Source organism: Ensifer sp. SL37 (genome assembly GCF_026672675.1).
Taxonomy (GTDB): domain Bacteria; phylum Pseudomonadota; class Alphaproteobacteria; order Rhizobiales; family Rhizobiaceae; genus Ensifer; species Ensifer adhaerens.
The window spans coordinates 311,878-328,198 of the sequence record NZ_JAPPRN010000007.1; the positions used below are offsets into that span (position 1 = coordinate 311,878).

General features: G+C 57.8%; 19 protein-coding genes and 2 pseudogenes. 12 read left to right on the forward strand and 9 right to left on the reverse strand.

All coding sequences use genetic code 11. The features are described 5' to 3' along the window. Positions 1–152: 152 nt before the first annotated feature. Genes OVA00_RS33595 through OVA00_RS33605 form a run of 3 tightly spaced genes read right to left on the reverse strand, consistent with a single transcriptional unit; the run spans position 153 to position 3,605 of the window. Positions 153–1,445, reverse strand: coding sequence for a nucleotide sugar dehydrogenase (locus OVA00_RS33595; protein ID WP_268090543.1), 1,293 nt, complete (start codon positions 1,443–1,445; stop codon positions 153–155). Next, on the reverse strand, positions 1,442–2,710 hold the full coding sequence (locus OVA00_RS33600; RefSeq protein ID WP_268090544.1) for a glycosyltransferase family 4 protein: 1,269 nt from the start codon (positions 2,708–2,710) through the stop codon (positions 1,442–1,444). The genes OVA00_RS33595 and OVA00_RS33600 overlap by 4 nt, the downstream gene beginning before the upstream one ends. A 4-nt stretch (positions 2,711–2,714) precedes the next feature. Continuing rightward, complete coding sequence (locus OVA00_RS33605) at positions 2,715–3,605, reverse strand: polysaccharide deacetylase family protein (RefSeq protein WP_268090546.1); 891 nt, start codon at positions 3,603–3,605, stop codon at positions 2,715–2,717. 330 nt (positions 3,606–3,935) lie between these two features. Between OVA00_RS33605 and OVA00_RS33610 the strand changes: the two genes are divergently transcribed. Both OVA00_RS33610 and OVA00_RS33615 read left to right on the forward strand, forming a co-directional pair. Then, positions 3,936–5,420, forward strand: a complete 1,485-nt coding sequence (locus OVA00_RS33610) for an FAD-dependent oxidoreductase (protein WP_268090547.1) — start codon at positions 3,936–3,938, stop codon at positions 5,418–5,420. A gap of 20 nt (positions 5,421–5,440) precedes the next feature. Continuing rightward, the gene (locus OVA00_RS33615) at positions 5,441–6,571 is read left to right on the forward strand and encodes a glycosyltransferase (protein ID WP_268090548.1); all 1,131 of its coding nucleotides are present in this window, start codon (positions 5,441–5,443) and stop codon (positions 6,569–6,571) included. A 217-nt stretch (positions 6,572–6,788) separates the two neighbouring features. Here OVA00_RS33615 and OVA00_RS33620 read toward each other — a convergent pair whose 3' ends face one another. Beyond that, positions 6,789–7,178, reverse strand: a complete 390-nt coding sequence (locus OVA00_RS33620) for a cupin domain-containing protein (RefSeq protein ID WP_442780579.1) — start codon at positions 7,176–7,178, stop codon at positions 6,789–6,791. 425 nt (positions 7,179–7,603) lie between these two features. Between OVA00_RS33620 and OVA00_RS33625 the strand changes: the two are divergent. The 3 genes and pseudogenes from OVA00_RS33625 to OVA00_RS33635 all read left to right on the forward strand — a co-directional run. After that, positions 7,604–7,796, forward strand: a pseudogene (locus OVA00_RS33625) (Lrp/AsnC ligand binding domain-containing protein); the annotation flags it as partial. Between the two features lie 354 nt (positions 7,797–8,150). Then, positions 8,151–8,828 (forward strand): dioxygenase family protein, encoded by a 678-nt coding sequence (locus tag OVA00_RS33630; protein WP_326494159.1) that lies wholly within the window; start codon positions 8,151–8,153, stop codon positions 8,826–8,828. A gap of 917 nt (positions 8,829–9,745) precedes the next feature. Continuing rightward, entirely contained in the window at positions 9,746–10,009 is a 264-nt protein-coding gene (locus tag OVA00_RS33635) for a hypothetical protein (protein ID WP_034803228.1), read from the forward strand. Between the two features lie 104 nt (positions 10,010–10,113). Here OVA00_RS33635 and OVA00_RS33640 read toward each other — a convergent pair whose 3' ends face one another. Both OVA00_RS33640 and OVA00_RS33645 read right to left on the reverse strand, forming a co-directional pair. Next, positions 10,114–10,386: a DUF1515 family protein gene (locus tag OVA00_RS33640; RefSeq protein WP_268090551.1), complete on the reverse strand. Its 273-nt coding sequence runs from the start codon at positions 10,384–10,386 to the stop codon at positions 10,114–10,116. Further along, positions 10,383–10,586: a hypothetical protein gene (locus OVA00_RS33645; protein ID WP_112773340.1), complete on the reverse strand. Its 204-nt coding sequence runs from the start codon at positions 10,584–10,586 to the stop codon at positions 10,383–10,385. Before OVA00_RS33645 ends, OVA00_RS33640 begins: the two co-directional genes overlap by 4 nt. A 263-nt stretch (positions 10,587–10,849) precedes the next feature. Here OVA00_RS33645 and OVA00_RS33650 point away from each other — a divergent pair, with 263 nt between their 5' ends. The 3 genes from OVA00_RS33650 (at position 10,850) to OVA00_RS33660 (ending at position 12,678) form a co-directional block, all read left to right on the forward strand. Continuing rightward, a complete protein-coding gene (locus tag OVA00_RS33650; RefSeq protein WP_268090552.1) occupies positions 10,850–11,299 on the forward strand; it encodes a hypothetical protein in 450 nt (149 codons plus the stop codon). Between the two features lie 66 nt (positions 11,300–11,365). Continuing rightward, positions 11,366–11,512, forward strand: coding sequence for a hypothetical protein (locus OVA00_RS33655; RefSeq protein WP_268090553.1), 147 nt, complete (start codon positions 11,366–11,368; stop codon positions 11,510–11,512). Between the two features lie 530 nt (positions 11,513–12,042). Further along, positions 12,043–12,678 (forward strand): hypothetical protein, encoded by a 636-nt coding sequence (locus OVA00_RS33660; RefSeq protein ID WP_268090554.1) that lies wholly within the window; start codon positions 12,043–12,045, stop codon positions 12,676–12,678. Between the two features lie 394 nt (positions 12,679–13,072). Here the strand turns inward: OVA00_RS33660 and OVA00_RS33665 are convergent, their stop codons facing one another. After that, on the reverse strand, positions 13,073–13,273 hold the full coding sequence (locus tag OVA00_RS33665) for a hypothetical protein (RefSeq protein ID WP_112773344.1): 201 nt from the start codon (positions 13,271–13,273) through the stop codon (positions 13,073–13,075). A gap of 122 nt (positions 13,274–13,395) precedes the next feature. Then, positions 13,396–13,546: pseudogene (locus tag OVA00_RS33670) on the reverse strand (glucoamylase family protein); the annotation flags it as partial. Positions 13,547–13,896: 350 nt separating this feature from the next. Here OVA00_RS33670 and OVA00_RS33675 point away from each other — a divergent pair. From OVA00_RS33675 to OVA00_RS33690, 4 genes are all read left to right on the forward strand, one after another. Beyond that, positions 13,897–14,106, forward strand: coding sequence for a cold-shock protein (locus OVA00_RS33675; protein WP_034806062.1), 210 nt, complete (start codon positions 13,897–13,899; stop codon positions 14,104–14,106). A 118-nt stretch (positions 14,107–14,224) separates the two neighbouring features. After that, positions 14,225–14,449, forward strand: a complete 225-nt coding sequence (locus OVA00_RS33680) for a hypothetical protein (protein ID WP_268090555.1) — start codon at positions 14,225–14,227, stop codon at positions 14,447–14,449. Positions 14,450–14,478: 29 nt separating this feature from the next. Next, the gene (locus OVA00_RS33685; RefSeq protein ID WP_268090556.1) at positions 14,479–14,859 is read left to right on the forward strand and encodes a DUF6481 family protein; all 381 of its coding nucleotides are present in this window, start codon (positions 14,479–14,481) and stop codon (positions 14,857–14,859) included. A 74-nt stretch (positions 14,860–14,933) separates the two neighbouring features. Then, positions 14,934–15,209, forward strand: coding sequence for a hypothetical protein (locus OVA00_RS33690; RefSeq protein WP_034799791.1), 276 nt, complete (start codon positions 14,934–14,936; stop codon positions 15,207–15,209). 487 nt (positions 15,210–15,696) lie between these two features. On the opposite strand, the gene OVA00_RS33695 is transcribed toward OVA00_RS33690, so the two are convergent. Next, a complete protein-coding gene (locus OVA00_RS33695) occupies positions 15,697–16,146 on the reverse strand; it encodes a hemerythrin domain-containing protein (RefSeq protein ID WP_268090557.1) in 450 nt (149 codons plus the stop codon). Between the last annotated feature and the right edge of the window lie 175 nt (positions 16,147–16,321).

Genomic DNA, 16,321 nt, shown 5'->3' on the forward strand with positions numbered 1-16,321 from the left:
TTATTAGAAAAATGTCATGTAGTTGGTCGTTGTTAAGGCTGCAATTGTGGGGTCTGTAGTCAGCCGACGCGTCGCTGTGTCTCTCCTGATGTCGGATCGTTGCGGGCGCGCAACACGAATGGCTGTTGCAAATATCTGCCTGGTCCGCTGCCTCAAAGGCTCCAGTGCCTAATATCGTCAGGGATCTGTGCGCCAGTCAGCGCCCTCTTGACATCGACAAGCACACCACCGCGATCAAGCATCCGGCCGATCTCCCCATCTTTGGCGAGATAGGTGTCGTGCGGCACGGCGAGGATCAGCGCCTGCAATTTTTTGAAGTGTGAAAGGTCATCAAGAGCGATGCCATATTCGTGTTTCGCTTCATGCGCCGAACAATGCGGGTCGTGAACGAGGGCCCGAATCCCGAAGCTGCGCAACTCGTCGACAATATCGGGTACTCGAGAGTTGCGCAGGTCTGGCACATTCTCCTTGAAGGTGAGCCCAAGAACACCAACCCGGGCAGTGCTGAGCGCAATGCCCATTTCGACCATGAGTTTCACCGCTTTCTGCGCTACAAATCGCCCCATTCCATCGTTGATCCTGCGGCCCGCAAGGATGATTTCGGGACGGTAGCCGACTTCCTCGGCTTTTGCCGTCAGATAGTACGGATCGACACCGATACAGTGTCCGCCGACCAGCCCGGGCGTGAAGGGCAGGAAATTCCACTTGGTCGCGGCTGCAGCGAGAACCTCGCCCGTCGAAATGGCAAGTCTTTCAAAAATCATCGCCAATTCGTTCATCAGCGCAATGTTGATGTCGCGTTGGGTATTCTCGATAACTTTCGCCGCCTCGGCCACCCGAATGGAGCTGGCGCGGTGGATGCCTGCATGGATGATGGCGCCATATGCGGTTGCGATCCTTTCCAGGGTCGTCATGTTCTGTCCTGCGACAACCTTGACGATCGTCTCTAGCCGGTGAACGTGGTCGCCCGGGTTGATCCGCTCCGGCGAGTATCCGAGGAAAAAATCCCGACCACACGTCAGGCCGGAGGCGTGCTCTAACTCTGGACCGCAGATCTCTTCGGTTGCGCCCGGAAAAACCGTGCTTTCAAGCACGACGATCGCCCCTGCCGTCAGATGAGGAGCAACAGCGCGACAGGCGGAGAGCAGGGGCGTAAAATCCGGGCGTTGCGCCTTGTCGACCGGCGTTGGCACAGTCAGAATGTATAGAGTGGCATTCGCCAGGCATTTGGGGTCATTCGAAATCGTCAGTCGCGTAGCGGACAGTTCGGAGCTCGAAATTTCGCCGGTGCCATCGCGTCCGGTTCCCAGTGCCTCCACTCGCCGGCGCGAAATGTCGTAACCCACGACGTGCTCTGCCACACGTGCGAATGCAACGGCCACCGGTAGTCCGACATAGCCGAGCCCTACGACTGCGATACGCTCCTGAACCAGGAAATCGCTCACGGGGCACCTGCTCCCTGTAGTGGAAGACTTCTGTCCCGCGACCCAGGAACCACCGGGTCCAACCCAAGGCCGGCAAAAAGCGTCTCATTGACCGCATGTACGTCGTAGCGCTCCTCCGCGCGGCGACGAGCTTCAGCGCCCATGGTTTCGATCAACGGGGGGTCGGCGATGAATCTCTCCATCGCAAGCGCGAGAGCATCAATGTTTCTGACCGGGGTGACGTAGCCGGTGACGCCGTGCTGGACCGGCTCTGCGCAGCCGGGTGCATCGCTAGTCACCACCGCTCGGCCTGTTGCCATAGCCTCGAGAATAGTGCGTGATAGTCCCTCCCTATAGGAAGGCAAGACGAAAACCGAGCAATCGGCAAGATGGGGCCGTACGTCCTTCGTCTGCCCGAGATATTCTATCGCACCCTCAGCGACCCAGCGATCGACTTCGTCGCGCGAGATCGCTGCGGGATTGGAATCGAACGGTCCAAGCAGTCTGAAGCGGGCTTGCGGATGGCGCATCCGAAGGATCTTTGCTGCCGCCACGAATTCATTCACACCCTTGTCATGCAAGAGACGCGCGATCATCAGGAAGACCGGCGTCCCGATAGGCGGCGGGCATGCAGCAAACCGTTCAGTGTCGACGCCAGATCCGGGTACCAGCGTCAGAACGTCTTCTGCGACGATCGCGCGCGCCTTCAGTTCAGCCGCGTCCGTTTCGTTGTAGACAAAGACGCGCTCCACGCCCTTCAGAGCCATGCGATACAATTTGACGCTCAACCACCGCAACGCAATCGTGCGCAGCGTGTGTACCCGGTCAACAAAGACGTAGCCGAGGCCCGTTACCAGCGCGAAGCGGTGCGGTACGCGCGTGAGCTTGGCGGCGAGCCCGCCGTAGATGATCGGTTTCATGGTGTAGGGCAGAATAATGTCTGGGCGGATTTTCCGAAAGATGCGCACGAGTGCTGCGAAGGTCGTTAGATCGCCGATTGGTCCGGTCGACGTTCGGGCCAGCGGTATGCGGATGTAGTGAACGCCGAGGCTTTCAAGAACAGCGGTGGTCTCCGCGTCGTCGTCTGGTCCCAGTGCATAAACATCGCAGCCACGTTGACGAAGGCCACGCAGCAGCTCCAACCGAAAATTCACCAGTGACGAAGTGAGGCTCGCAATCACGGCGATCCGGGGAGAACGGATGTCCACCTCTGATCTGCCACGAGCCGTTGCTGTCACTGCGTCGATCCCCCAAGGTACGTCGGCGAGCTGCTTGCGAAGTGCCAAAGTGCTAACTGCCTTCCGCCTCAATTGTCGTGTCTTGCCGCACGGCAGAAGCGGCGGCCTCGGCCATGTTGAGTGTCGGCCAGCCGTAACGCTCGCGCAGGCGCGCGGCTTCTGCGGCGATAGCTGACATCGTCGCGAAATTCTCGTCGTGGTCGACGCCGAAATTTTCTGGATGAAACCACAGATGAAACACGCCGCCTCGTTGAGCGGCACGGCGCATGGCGTTCAAGATCCGTTGTAACTTCAGACCCTCGCCAGCGGCCAGGCGATGCGAAAAGGGTCTCAGGAAAAGGCTTGCCGGGACGTTGCACATCCCATCATGCCTCTCGATCCCAAGTTCTCGTCGTGCCCCCATTTCAAGATAGCTGTCGGCAAACCGAACGGCCCGCCGAAGAACGCCTTCTCTTTCGCGAGCGACACCTCCGCCGCCAGCTGCGCGTCCCGTTCCCCGGTAGACCGTAATTCCGGCCTTCCGGCAGACCGCCAGCGCCGCGGCGCTGACCTGGTTGCGTGGAAAGACGATCGTGCGGATAGAGTATCCTTTGGCAGCAGCGACATCGAGCGCCGCATCGATGTCGGCAGCGAGAGCCTCGTGTGTTTGGCCCTCTTCAAGGCAATAGTAGTGGGAGAATGTATGCGTGGCGATTTCCTGATGCGGTCGCCTGCTGATGTCGCGAATAAGGCTTGGGGCGAAATGGTAGGGATCCTTGCTTTCATCCGCGCCTACGGTGTTCAGATAGGAGTAGTTCGAAAGACGCGGATTGCGATAGGAAGGGCGGATCGCGGGCAGGCGAGCAAGGAGTTCGTCACGACCGTCGCAGAAGAGGAATCCGACTGTCGCCCAGGTGCAGCCAAGTTCGTAATGATCGAGCAGGTCAAGCATCCGCGGAACCATGTGGCGCACTCCAAGGATGTTGCGGCCATAATTGGCAACCGTGCGGGAATCATTGACACCCCACATAAGCTCAAAATCCAGAGACAGGACAAAGCCTCCCCCGTCGCCCATTCGACTTACCCGTAAGTATTTCTGTTTACATAATTCGAGCGATGCTTGTCATTTTCGCATCTTAATGTGCTATCATTCCCAATGAACTAAATTAAACTTGGCATTTATTGACAGGGTATTGTAATGGTGCAAAATCGGCAAGAGCGATTATTAGTCTGCCCACCGACGGCAGCATTGGTGTCGGCATGTTTGGGCTGTTCCTCTACGTAAAGAGCCAATATGTCCGATGTCCGTCCTCGTAGGAATGATGAACACGTCATTGTGCTCGGGGCAGGCCCATCTGGCCTTGCAGCATCACTCGCGCTTTGTCGCGGCGGGTTGCAGCCGCTTGTGCTGGAACGCGATGACGATGTCGGTGGATTGATGCGTTCATTCAGGTGGCGTCAGTTCATTGTCGATCTGGGCCGCAAGGAACTTTACACCCGGTTTCCCGAAGTCGATGCACTTTGGAACGAGGCGCTTGGCGGTGCGTACGGTCCGTATCCTCATCGTGTCGGTAGCCTTTATCGCGGACGCATCCTTGAGTTGTCTGGAAAATATCGCGGAATTCTGCGTGGCATCCCTGTTCCATGGCTGGTCCGTGGAGGACTGTCGATGCTGGGAGGCTGGGCCCGCGCAGCGATCCGCTCCCCGAAATCCTACGAGGCCTATTGGCATGGTCGCGTCGGACGGGTTTTTGCAGAGTTGCTGGCGCAGGGCTACTGGGAGAAATTCCGCGGCCGGCGCTGGGTGGAAATGCCCGTGCCACAAATGGACGACGAAGTCCCCTCGAAACGCTCCCGATCATTCGAAATCGCGCGACAGGCCTTACGACTTGCCCAACGCGGAGGTGTACAAACTCAAGCCGCCTGGCGTCACCCCACGCACGGTACCGGCCAGATTTTCGAAGCGCTGCGCAGCGAGATTGATGCCCGTGGTGGCAGGATACGGTTCCAAGCAGAGGTCCGGGCGATCCGACCCCAGGCGGACGGTTCATTCGAAGTCGACTATTTGGAGTCCGGCGTTGTTCATAGTAGAGCGAGCCGCCATGTGATTTCCAGCCTGCCTATTGAGAAGCTTACGGAGTTGCTTGGCGCCGGTCCGAACGATGTGGATTGCCGCGAAGCACGGCGGAGCGTTATCCTCGTTTATCTTTTTTTTGACGAACCACCACAGTTCCCACACGCTTGGTTGGAGGTCAACGATCCCCTGACATCGATCGGGCGCGTTACCAATTACGCGGCATTTGGCGGGGCAATGGTTCCACCAGGGCATGCGAGCCTCTGCATTGAATACTTTTGTCAGGCCGACGATCCAATTATGCAAATAGGCGAACAGGCCCTTACTGAGCGCACTCTCAACGAACTTGCTTCCGCCGGGCTGGTCGATCCGGCAAGACTGATCGGCTCTTCTGTTCGCCGCCTGCAACGCACAAACGCCGCAGCAAGTTGGCGCGAGCAGCAGACGGAGCGACGTCTGTCACTTCTGCGAAGCTTGGCAAGATATCCAACGCTCTACCACGTCAACAGGCCGGGGTCCGACTGGGCTACGCTCGCGGGTCTGCTCGCAGCGGAGGCGGTCCTGACGAAGGATCGCGCGGTATTCGATCAGCGTGCCGATCCGACGGTCAGGCATGTGGAAAGACCCATCAAACCCTCCGGTAGCCGCGGAGATCACGAGATGATCGGACCAGCGGACGGGCACGAAATGGGCGCACCGAATTAGCACGGCGGGAAACGGCAAGAATGCGCGTGATGCATATTATAACCAACATGATGGGGACTGGCGGTGCGGAGGTGATGCTGCTGCGACTTGCGAGCGCGATCGGAGGCGAACGTCCAATTATCGTGTCTCTCATGGATGTCTCCGAACGACATAGGCAGCTGATTGCGGAGCATGATCTCGATGTTCGTCCCTTGAAGGTGCGGTCGACCGCCGGAATGATGAAATCGGTGCTCACGGTTCGCCAGCTCATCCGCAATGAGCGGCCGGATGCATTAATGTGCTGGCTGTACCACGCCATGGTCGTCGGACAGGTGGCTGCCTGGCGGGTTGCTCACGAGGTGCCGGTTTACTGGAACGTCAGGCAGTCGTTGGACGACATGAGTTCGTTCAGCGCGAGCACCCGTACGGCGCTACAATTGACGCGTCTTCTGTCGAGCCGGCCAACGGGGATTGTCTTTAACTCCTCGCGCGCCCTCCATTTGCATCGACAATTCGGCTTCCGCAATCCGAACCTTGTCACGATCCCGAATGGTTTCGATTTCGTAGAGGAAGTACCAGTGAACGCCCGCCGGCCTTTGGTATTCGGCATTGCCGGTCGGTTACATCCGCAGAAGGACTACGCGACCTTTTTCGCTGCCGCTTCACATGCCCACCGGTGCCACCCGGAGATCCGCTTCGTCGCTGCTGGATCTGGCCTGACCCTCGATAGCGCCATCGTTCGCCAGATGATCGCTGATGCAGGACTGCCTTTGAGCGCCATCGAACTACGCGGAAATGTTTCAGACATGGCAGGTTTTTATCACGACATCGACGCTCTTGTACTTTCGTCACGCACAGAAGGTTTCCCCAATGTGGTGGCCGAGGCGATGAGTTTTGCCAGACCTGTGATTTCGACGGACGTGGGCGACGCGGCAGTCATAGTCGGCGACAGTGGTTTCATCGTTCCGCCTGGCGACGTCACCGCATTGGCCGATGCGATGGATCGTATGCAGGGTCTCCGTCCATCCGAATATGCAGTGCTCGCCGCAGCGGCCAAGCGCCGGGTCGACAGCGTTTATCCTCTTGCGCGTGTCGCCGAACTCTATGACTTGTTTTTACGGGGAACGCCCGCGCCCCCGGCTGCATCAGAGCGGCAGTCATGGTCTGTGTAGTTGCCCCGCCAAGCAGTTCTTGCGGTGGGGTGCTTCCATCTGAGTAAGCGGTGCATAGACCCCACCTGGCTATAGCAAGCCAGCGGGCCTCTTCGTCTGCACTCTATGATCGAAGCCGTTGCGGATCGGTTGTCGCGGCATTTCTTGTAGCCGCGGCGCCTGTCGACCCAGGTCGCCACGAACAGACTTAGTGGATCGCTCCCCCATCGCTGCGAACTCATTTCGCCGGGGCAGCAAGCGGTGCGTCCTTCGCGACGATGTATGTCGCAAGCTCCGACGCCTCGCCATTGCCAACGTTCTTGGCGATGTGCGCAACACCCGCCGGAATGAAGAGGGCTTCACCGGCCTTCAGCGTTACCGGCTTCTGACCCTCGAGCGAGTACTCAAGCGTACCTTTGAGCACATATGCTGTTTCTTCGCCGGGATGTTTATGATTGATAGATGCAGCCTTTGGTGGGAAATCTACCCGGACCTGAAGCGCTTCCTTGCCCGGCACGCTGATATCGCTTTGAACCAGACCAGTCCGTTTGAGTTCCTGCGCCTGGGCAACGTCGCCCAGCGCGAAACTGATCGAAGCCGCCGCGGCAGCGATCGCGATGCTATGCATAATTTTCATTTGAAACCCTTTCCAATGGTGACCAGTTGTCGAAGTTGGAGCGTGCTGCCGGGGATGCAATCGCGCTTTTGCGGCGGGACCTCAGTCCTTACGAAATCCGTTTCCATTACCGCGTTCAGTTGACCCGCTGCTTGTGTATGGATTGTTTCTCGATGAGCAGGAGTTTGTATCGTATCTGCGCCAATAGATTGGCTGAGGCGATTAGTTACAAACTGGCGATGATGGTTCGTCGAAAGCTGGAGCAAGTCGAGCCAGGCTATCGTTGACACTGCCCGCGCTGCGTTCTGGTATCTTTCCAACCCCGAAAGTCAGTCGGTCACCGCGCCGTGGGCTTCTTGGCGGCTAAGCCGGCGGGGAGCATTGAGCTGTCCACCATCACTTTTCTAAGGACAGCAGAACCGATAGATCAATCGCGTGGCGGCTTTCCTGAAATCTCGCAGATTCACACGAAGAACGGCCGGTGGGATCTGCTGGTGGAACTCAACGCATCTAGCCTGGCCAACTTTGATGCTGTGCTGCGCAGAATTCGTCTCGTGCCCGGCACGGCATTATGGGCAGCGAAACGAACGTTCTTTTTCCACGCCGCGGTCGACGAAGGCGAAGCTTTAACTTAACAAGCGTCGATTTAGGTCACGCCGCGGCGTCGGGCAGCTGCGATGATTTCGATCTGATCTCCGCTGGAAACATGGATAACCATCAGCGGGACGCCGGTCACCCCCCACCAGCTGCATTTTCGCAATGATCCTGACCATCGCGGCCTCACGGCGCGCGGCTGCCGTGGCCTCGAGCAACTCGCGGTGCCTGTAGCTCAAAATGATGAAGACAGGATGCTTCAGCTTCGCCAAGACAAAGCGACGAAGCTTACTTCCGCTAGAAAGCAGACGGGTTCAATTCAAGTCAGACACCAGATGCTGACGTGCAAACCGTGTAGACCGGCGACGCTTCAGCAGCGGCACTCGCCTGATGACGTTGTTGGTCGCGAAATCTGGTAGTATCCGCCCCACTTCTGCCCAATGGGCCCGCAACGATCTTGGCTTCCATGTTTGGAGATACAGCGCCATGCCGACCCGGCGACATTTCCTTATCAGCTTCGTCGCCGCGCCGATTGTGCTGCCGAGACTCGGCCATGCAGCCGGCGCTTCCGCGGAGTTGCCGCTTACGGCCAATTGCGGTGATGACCACGATCTGACGCCGGCACAGACCGAAGGCCCGTATTTCACACCGGAGAGCCCTGAAAAAAAGGACTTCGCCAGCGATTCACCGGGCGGTGAAAGAATGACACTTGTTGGCTACGTGTTAACCAAGGACTGCCAGCCGGTAGAAAAAGCGTTGATCGAGTTGTGGCATGCCGATGAGACCGGCACCTACGACAACAGCGGATACAAACTCCGCGGACATCAATTCACGGACGCAGAAGGCAAATGGTGGTTCGAGACGATCGTGCCCGGGCTCTATCCTGGTCGCACCCGGCATTACCACGTGAAGGTCCAAAGGCCGGGCGGGAACGTGCTGACGACGCAGCTGTATTTTGCCGATGAGCCGGACAATAAGCGTGACCGCATATTCAATGCAGACCTGTCGCTCGACATCAAAACGACGAGCGACGGAAAATTCGGCCGCTACGATTTCATAGTGGCGTAACTGGCACTTTTCATCCAGCCCTACCGGCGGCTACGCCGTGGCAGAGTGTGTCTGAGCATTCTTACAGCAGCTCGGTCATGTTCCAATGGATGGCTTTCGAGCAATGCCATTGCTGAGGATACGAAAAGGTCGGGGCGCTTGCGGTTGATTGCGGGGCCGCCTGGCAGATCCTGCTGCCTGCAGTATATCGCAACCTCATGATTTCCCTGATGACCGTTCACACACACCGTCCTCTCCGCCCACGCTGTATGGACCGATCTCCGCGAATGGACGACACTGAAAGCCGTGCGCACCAAGGCCAAGGACTCTGGTACTTTAGACCGGATCGTTCGCTTTGGCCCGGTCGTCGCCGTTCGCGGCCATTTTTCTTCCCCTCCCGGCTTTCAGATCGAGCCGGAACCAATCCTGACGTCGTAGGTTTGGATATCGTCCTGGCTCTCTTACACCAGGATGATTTTGGCACGTACCTCCTAGGGCCCCGTTATCGGCTTTCGGGGCCCCTTTTTTCTTCGGTGCTGGAACCTCTGTCAAACTTACGCGTTTCTAGCTCTGCCGACGATCCACCATCCCCCGCGGGATCTAGGCTAAGGCTAGGCTCCATCTAATAGCCCAGCATGGAGACCATGGCACCTCCGTGCCGAGGCCCCGCTCTCCCCGGACGGGGCCGTCTCTTATCCAACCCAACTGGGAACCACTTTGACACGCGGCAGTTAGAGGATAGGCAATGATCCTTTCCGGGATCACAGCCCGCTTCATGGGGTACTCCCATTCCCCGCGTAGAAGCGCCAACGATACCAACTGGCCCCGACACCCCATCGGGGCCATTCTTCCGTTTTCCCCGAATTCCGGTGAGCGTTTTTGTCCGTGTGGGAACCGCTCGACCTCACAGTAGTTTCTCGTTTCAAAGCGAGGATGTCATGATTGAGAGCAAGCGCGAAATGAACGCAAATGAGATCCCGAGTTTTGTGGCCGAAGTGATCGCGGCGGGTTGCGATATCAACGCCGTGGGACACGATATGTATGTGCTTGGCGATGTCGATGAGCAGGAAGAAGCCAAGGAGGAACTTAGTCGGATCGGCGAGAGGTATGGCGACCGCGCAGCTCTCAGGTCCGAGATCATCGCCTACCTTCGGTCCATTGGTCGGTTCGTGGACGTGACATGGCCCCAGACCATCCACTAGCGCAGCCTGCGCGACCTTACGGAGCCATCTTTATTCAACGGCAGCAGGAACCTATCCGGGACCTATTGGTTTGTTCATTGCTGATGATCCCGGATCCCTCCGGATCAAACGTAGAGAGCCCCATCGTCGTGCCGTCGGAGGTGGGGTTCTTCTTTCTGCTTACCACCTTTCCCCATGACCACGAAGATGATCCGGCGTATCGCCTCGGCGTGACTCATCCCGAGCGCCCTGACCGCAATTCCAGTGACGCCAAGCCACCGATCCCTCAGCTTCCATCGCCTCACGTCATCGGTCACCAGCTTCATCTCGGAGACCTCCTCCCCAATCGTTATCGCGGACGCCTCCAGATGGCCAACGCGGTCGACAAGCTGGTTCATGCGGCAATGAACCACTTGCCGGCTAGTCGTCGCATCGTCTTGACGGCCAGAGCTCGGCCAGGCGCGCGGGCCGAGTAATTGAGCTTCTCGATCACCCGCTGCATCGTGCCGCCGGTCTCGTGAAAGACGGTCGCGAGCATGTAGGCGAGCCACCGGTCGTCGATTACCTTGCCGGCCGATTGGGGCCGATAGGATGACACTCATGGCGCCGACCTGAGACGCATCAGGCGGCCGCCAAAAAAGGCGCGCCTCGCATAGGCGAGGAACGTCGTTCTGTTCATCGAGTTTTCCTTTAGTGAGATGAAGAAATGAGATAAAAATCGCCGGCCGAAGTTGGTGCCGGCGCTGTTAAGGGCTAGTCACAGCCCGTTTTGAAGGCCATATTTTGTCTGATCGCTGGACCATGACACGGGCTCCAGCGACTGACGGACCATCATCACTTTCGCCTTAAATGGAGGAGGTTATGTTTGATCGACTGCAATCCGGATACATTCTTCCCGAGGGGCTCACCGTCATTTCCACGGTCTTTAATAAGATCGTGAACGCACGGAATATCCCCCGACAAAGTGAAGAAGGCGAATGGCTGGCTCGCGACGCGCTCCGCCTGTTCATGAGTGGCGTACGAGACGCCTGGGAACTGGAACGCCGACTTAAGGATGCTCGCCGCCCGCTCGACCATCCACCGCCATCGGGAGGCGTTGGCATGGTCGTGGATCTGCTGCCAGAGCTGACGGCATGGGCGCGGAGCTTGACCGCCTCACAGCGTGCGGCAACCGCGCTCACCGAAAAAACACTCGAATACGCCATCGAAAACATCGATGAATTCGTGGCGACATCAGATGTCAGGAGATGGCTGGTGCGTGTGATGTTGGACCTCCGACTTGGCCGAAGACGAGGCCAACATCGAACGTAGGCCCGGAGGGGCAATCATCGGGTTTTACCTCTTTGTTAGGAACACCAGCCACCGTTCACGAACGGCATGAAGCCGGCTGAGGAACAGATCATGGGCTATGACTGGAATGGTGCTCGCGGGCGCCGGATGAAGATCGCACGAATTGGAACGGCCGTCGCGCTGGCCGCCTTGCTGGTGTCCGTCGCGACCGAGGTTGTGACGCGAGCTATCTAGAGGGGAATAGACGATGGATGCTTTGGGGGTGACCGTGCTGATCGCAGGGCTGTTCTGGCTGACCAGAAGAACACTAGCTGGGGGCCTCGTGCGCAACCTCAACCAAGGGTCGAAACCTTCCCATCGAGCAAAATCGCCGCCTGGGACCGACTCCTTGACTGGCTGGGGTCCCTGCCGGCTTGGCCTGGAGCCGCGTTCTTCATCGGTGTCTCCATGATTTTCTGGCTCTGAGTGATTGCACTCGTTCAATCCACCCCCTCAACCATCGCGAACCCGGCGCCGGCTTTGCGGATCGATCAAAAGCGATTATTTTAGTGATGTCTTTCCTACTCTACAGGAGGAATCCGTGGGGCTTGGCAGCACAACGGTCCAGGGCGAAGTTCTGGGTTCTTTTTCTATCGCGTCCATTGAGCCGCTCCTGGGGGGCGAACTATCAACTGCGGCTGGTACGACGATCGAGCTTCAGCTTGACCGGTACAGCTTGCGCAGTCCCTGGCTCAAGGGCAAGCAGCGGAGTTTGACGACGGGATGTGAAGGGTTTGCTGGGTGAGGCGAGCTCTTTAGGGAGGGAAGGTGAGGCCTACTTGGGGGTGATCGCGCTGATCGTAGGTAAAGGTGTTGCCTTCCATCTGGGCCTTCGATTTCGGCAGATGACGCAATTGAGAGCGCATTCACTCGAGGAATGCAATCAAACGATTTGTTTTGCTTCGTCGGCTGGACCATCGAGGGCGAGCGGTCGTCGCTCTGGCGGCCTGTCCGTCGAGTTATCGTGGACCTGCCGCGCGGTGATGGCGCTCACCGGTTACTCCTGTTCTGATATGCATGGGGCAGGCAAAGTTGCTAGGCAACTTGCTAACGAGGTCGTGTTCGAGGAGACTGCGTTCAGCCTTGCCTTTAGGGGGTGTAAAATGGACTTCCAAAAGGTCGGTAGAGCCCGGATGATGATGCGCCTGCCACGACATCGGAAACAAATTGCTGACGCAAACTTCCTTGCGATAACCGATCTGCTCGAAGCTTACGGTAAAGCCGCCATGACCCGTGACGAACTGCGCGAGCAGGCGGCTCCTGACCCAGCACGGCTGAAAGAATATGAAGACCTGTGCGGGAAGTTGGAGGACGACATCCTGAGAATGCTGAGTGCCGTCAGTCCACGTATGATCCGCTAGCGCACTAGAGCGCCCGAACGGTACTCACCGACATTTTGACAGCGATTTCTTTCGATACTCGCGCCGTGCCGTCCGCAACGGACACAATCGACGTCATTCGGAACGCGCCTCCGCAAACACGTTATGATGTCGTTCTTATCGGCTGGCAGATGGATGGATTAGAGGCTCCAATGGCGCTCCGCTCGCTTGGGATGACCGACAAACCGTGCCTCATCATTGTGACGGCCCATGGCCGTGAGGACGTAGTCAAGGCGGCGAGAAGGGCGGGAATTCGGATGTGCTGATCAAGCCTGTTCAGCTATCCTTGCTGTTCGATGCGGTCATCCGTGCCATGGGGGACGAGCCGCCCACAGGGCCGAGGGAGGTGCACCTTCAGCGTCGCCTGTCCTTGACCCTAGGTTTTTAGGTCAAAGCCGCCTTTCACCGTGCTGACATAGAAAAACACGTCCTCGCGGTGCCTGACCGTCTCAATCCTGATGGTGTCTCCGCCAAGTGCCGCTATTGCCCTTCGGCTATAGCTTGCGAGTGCTGCAGTTCCTGCCAGCACCATTTCTGTATAGCCTGGCATGCTATTAGAGAAGAATCCCTTGTTCATGGCCGTTTCCTTTCGGCAGAATGTCGATACCGGCATCGGGCAGCTATGCGGTACCCTCAGAGCCAGCCGCCGGAGAACCCCGCTCGCCTCAGGCCGGTGACCACAGGCGCGCATCGGCGCCTGTCGTTTGCGATAAAGCCCCACCATGTTCGCCGTAGCCGACGAAATTCACCGGGTTGCGGATGGCAATTCCTGCTGGACGAAGGTCGCGTGGCGACTGTTCTGGAAATAGTCGCTGTTGTGCTCGCGCATGAATTCGTCGCGGATGCCGCGTAAGGCGGCGAAGTCGCTTTCCGTCGTTGGGAACGGCAAGACGGATGACTTTGATCGCTCCCGCACCGTGACCGCAAACGCTGTCGCACAGCCGGTGCAAGCGTGCCTTCGCTCCTGCGACAATAAGATGACCACAACCAAAAGGTGAATATTGCATCTTGGAAAACTAATCGTTGACGCGGCAATCCAAGTCCCTTATAGGTGCGGCATCGATCTTTTGCTTGCCGAGCTTTGTCTACCGCGCGATTGGCACCGCGCCTTAAGCGAACTTCCCTTTCAAAAACAGTCGGTTTCCAACTGCTCAGCATAGGCTGAGCGGTCCCTCACTCTATGCTTTGAAAGGGTTCATCATGACCACAGGCACAGTAAAATGGTTCAACTCCACCAAGGGCTTCGGCTTCATTCAGCCTGATAACGGTGGCGCAGACGCGTTCGTGCACATCTCCGCTGTCGAGCGCGCCGGAATGCGCGAACTCGTCGAAGGGCAAAAGATCGGCTTCGAGCTCGAGCGCGACAATAAGTCGGGCAAGATGTCTGCTACCAATCTGCAGTCTGCCTAAAATTGAGATTTGCTTCCCTTTGACCACGGATGTACTGGCATTGCCGGAAGCAGTTTCAACAAGGCCAGGCGTTTCGCCTGGCCTTTTTTGTTCGCTACGCCGAACTGGTTGAGGTCCAATGATACAAGCACATAGCAAATCCCGTCAGCAGGCGGAGATCGCCTTCATGAAAGTCCAGACGCAGTTCTTCTCCAAAAACAACGCGATGGAAGAGGTGGAATCCGTTGCTCAGGCCCGGGATGCCAAGACTCTGCGGCTTAGAGAGGAACGCCTTGCAAAGGAGTTGGCCGACCGCTTGTCGGCTACACGCAACCTCATCGCCAAACGCGCCAACGCGCGCTGATCTCTGCTGCACTTACTATTGGGATACGAATGAAGAACGCCAGAAAAAACGAAGTCTCCGACCGCCGAGCCGCATCGGCTGACGCCAAAACTGCTCTCTTGAACGCCTACCGAGCGGCAAGGACTGCAGCAGAACCAGGGAGGATGGCAAGGCAGGCCGAGCGCGCAGCCATTGCCACCGCCCGTGAAGAGCGGCGCGTTGAACGCGAGCGTCTGAAGCTTGAGGAACAAAAGCGTATCGAGACCGAAGCGACATCGCGGCAGGCAGCCGTTGAGGCGGCAGCAGTGGTCGAAACCGAAGCGCGGGCGATCGCCGAAAACGCGCGTATAGCGCGGGTGATCGAAGATGAGGCGGTGCGAAAGGCCAATCGCGACAGGCGCTATGCCAATCGCAAGGCAAGACAAGGATAAATTTCTCCGTTGCGCCGCTACCCGAAAGCATGGCGATGTCATGCTCGGGACACTCAATACGAAAGGGAACCCCGATGGCACCGGATGCGAATGAACTCCAGGCGATCAACACGTCGTGGCAAATCGCAATCCAGGAAATTCTGCGCATGGTTATACGGGACATGTACCATGCCGGCGGTGAGGCAAATTTCAAAGCGCACATCAAACGCATCGAAGAGGCCGCCGTCGACAGCATCTACACCGATCTAAGACTTCGAGGAACCAATGAGTGGACCGAGGTGCTCGTCAAGGAACGGGCGAGCAATTTCGTAACCACCCTGCTGACGTCCTTTACCTACGACCGAGCCTGACTGGCTGCATGTACGCTAGCGGCGATGGGCGATGTCACGTTGCTTCATCAACGCCGACTAGTCGACAGGCTGGGCGGCCCTCACCGTCATCTCATCCAAAAGCAATGATGCTGTCCGTGCGTACGCGCTGTAATCGGCTTTAAACGCATGGCCGTCTCTTTCAGGATAAAGGCGCTGCCCGGCAATCGGCGGTTTCGGCAAGCGCGCTGCGATACGGCAAACCGAGCTGCTTATCCATAGCGCTCCGAAACCAGGTGCGGGGCGGGTGATGATAGGCTCCGGTCGCGACGTCGGGTTTCGTTTCTGATTTGCTCATTAGGGAGACCTTCCGCCACACGCAACGATGACGCTCCATTCCTTAGCCGTCATATGACTTGTCGATATTGATGTCGCGCAAGACTGTCATTCCACACTTTCGATATCCGCATGCCACTTGACCAGCGGAGAGAGGTGGGTCCGCTCAGACGCAAGCAGCTGCCACCCGAAGCTATTTGCCAAGCGACAACCTGATGTAGCGCCCGATGATAAGCGCGGCCGGATAGAGGACTTCCTCTTCAGTCCTGGCATGCAGGATCAGCTTCTCGGCGAAGTCCGTATATTTCGGCTTGTTCTCGGCCTTCGCCGCCGCAATCAGTCCGCCAAGCGCTGCCACGATTTGCTTGTGCTCGGCTAGCATTCCATCCAGTTCGGCCTCCAATCTGTCCGTTAGAGCGAGGACATCGGCCATCTCGGGCATTAAGGTCCCCTTCGCCAAGGTTGCGAGCAGCCCCAGCGGAGGGAGTGCGAATTCTTCTTCGCGGATAAAATGCGGGTGCAATAGTCTCGCTACCTCTTGTGCGGCTGCCCCAACACGGCCGCCTTCTTTTGTCGCGTCGACCAGTTCTCCGTGAAGTTCGGAGTGCTCCATCTTGAGCGGTTCAGGAATCTTCCATTCCATGGCTTGCTCCTTCGACGCGGCGCCGAGCCCCGGGACATCAAAGGGCACCGGATTCGGTCCCGCGGGGACAGCGGCTCCATCCCCGCAATCATAGGCTCTCCCGAACGATGGGCAATCTGGTGTCAGTCCATCATGCTTGGTCTCGGAAACTCGTCCCGTATTCCACCACCAAGCT

Bases quoted from the DNA above. Each gene is read 5' to 3' on its own strand.
- OVA00_RS33605 (WP_268090546.1), bottom strand. From the start codon at position 3,605: ATGGTTCCGCGGATGCTTGACCTGCTCGATCATTACGAACTTGGCTGC.
- OVA00_RS33610 (WP_268090547.1), top strand. From the start codon at position 3,936: ATGTCCGATGTCCGTCCTCGTAGGAATGATGAACACGTCATTGTGCTC.
- OVA00_RS33615 (WP_268090548.1), top strand. From the start codon at position 5,441: ATGCGCGTGATGCATATTATAACCAACATGATGGGGACTGGCGGTGCG.
- OVA00_RS33620 (WP_442780579.1), bottom strand. From the start codon at position 7,178: ATGCATAGCATCGCGATCGCTGCCGCGGCGGCTTCGATCAGTTTCGCG.
- OVA00_RS33630 (WP_326494159.1), top strand. From the start codon at position 8,151: ATGACGTTGTTGGTCGCGAAATCTGGTAGTATCCGCCCCACTTCTGCC.
- OVA00_RS33635 (WP_034803228.1), top strand. From the start codon at position 9,746: ATGATTGAGAGCAAGCGCGAAATGAACGCAAATGAGATCCCGAGTTTT.
- OVA00_RS33640 (WP_268090551.1), bottom strand. From the start codon at position 10,386: ATGAACCAGCTTGTCGACCGCGTTGGCCATCTGGAGGCGTCCGCGATA.
- OVA00_RS33650 (WP_268090552.1), top strand. From the start codon at position 10,850: ATGTTTGATCGACTGCAATCCGGATACATTCTTCCCGAGGGGCTCACC.
- OVA00_RS33655 (WP_268090553.1), top strand. From the start codon at position 11,366: ATGAAGCCGGCTGAGGAACAGATCATGGGCTATGACTGGAATGGTGCT.
- OVA00_RS33665 (WP_112773344.1), bottom strand. From the start codon at position 13,273: ATGAACAAGGGATTCTTCTCTAATAGCATGCCAGGCTATACAGAAATG.
- OVA00_RS33675 (WP_034806062.1), top strand. From the start codon at position 13,897: ATGACCACAGGCACAGTAAAATGGTTCAACTCCACCAAGGGCTTCGGC.
- OVA00_RS33680 (WP_268090555.1), top strand. From the start codon at position 14,225: ATGATACAAGCACATAGCAAATCCCGTCAGCAGGCGGAGATCGCCTTC.
- OVA00_RS33685 (WP_268090556.1), top strand. From the start codon at position 14,479: ATGAAGAACGCCAGAAAAAACGAAGTCTCCGACCGCCGAGCCGCATCG.
- OVA00_RS33690 (WP_034799791.1), top strand. From the start codon at position 14,934: ATGGCACCGGATGCGAATGAACTCCAGGCGATCAACACGTCGTGGCAA.
- OVA00_RS33695 (WP_268090557.1), bottom strand. From the start codon at position 16,146: ATGGAATGGAAGATTCCTGAACCGCTCAAGATGGAGCACTCCGAACTT.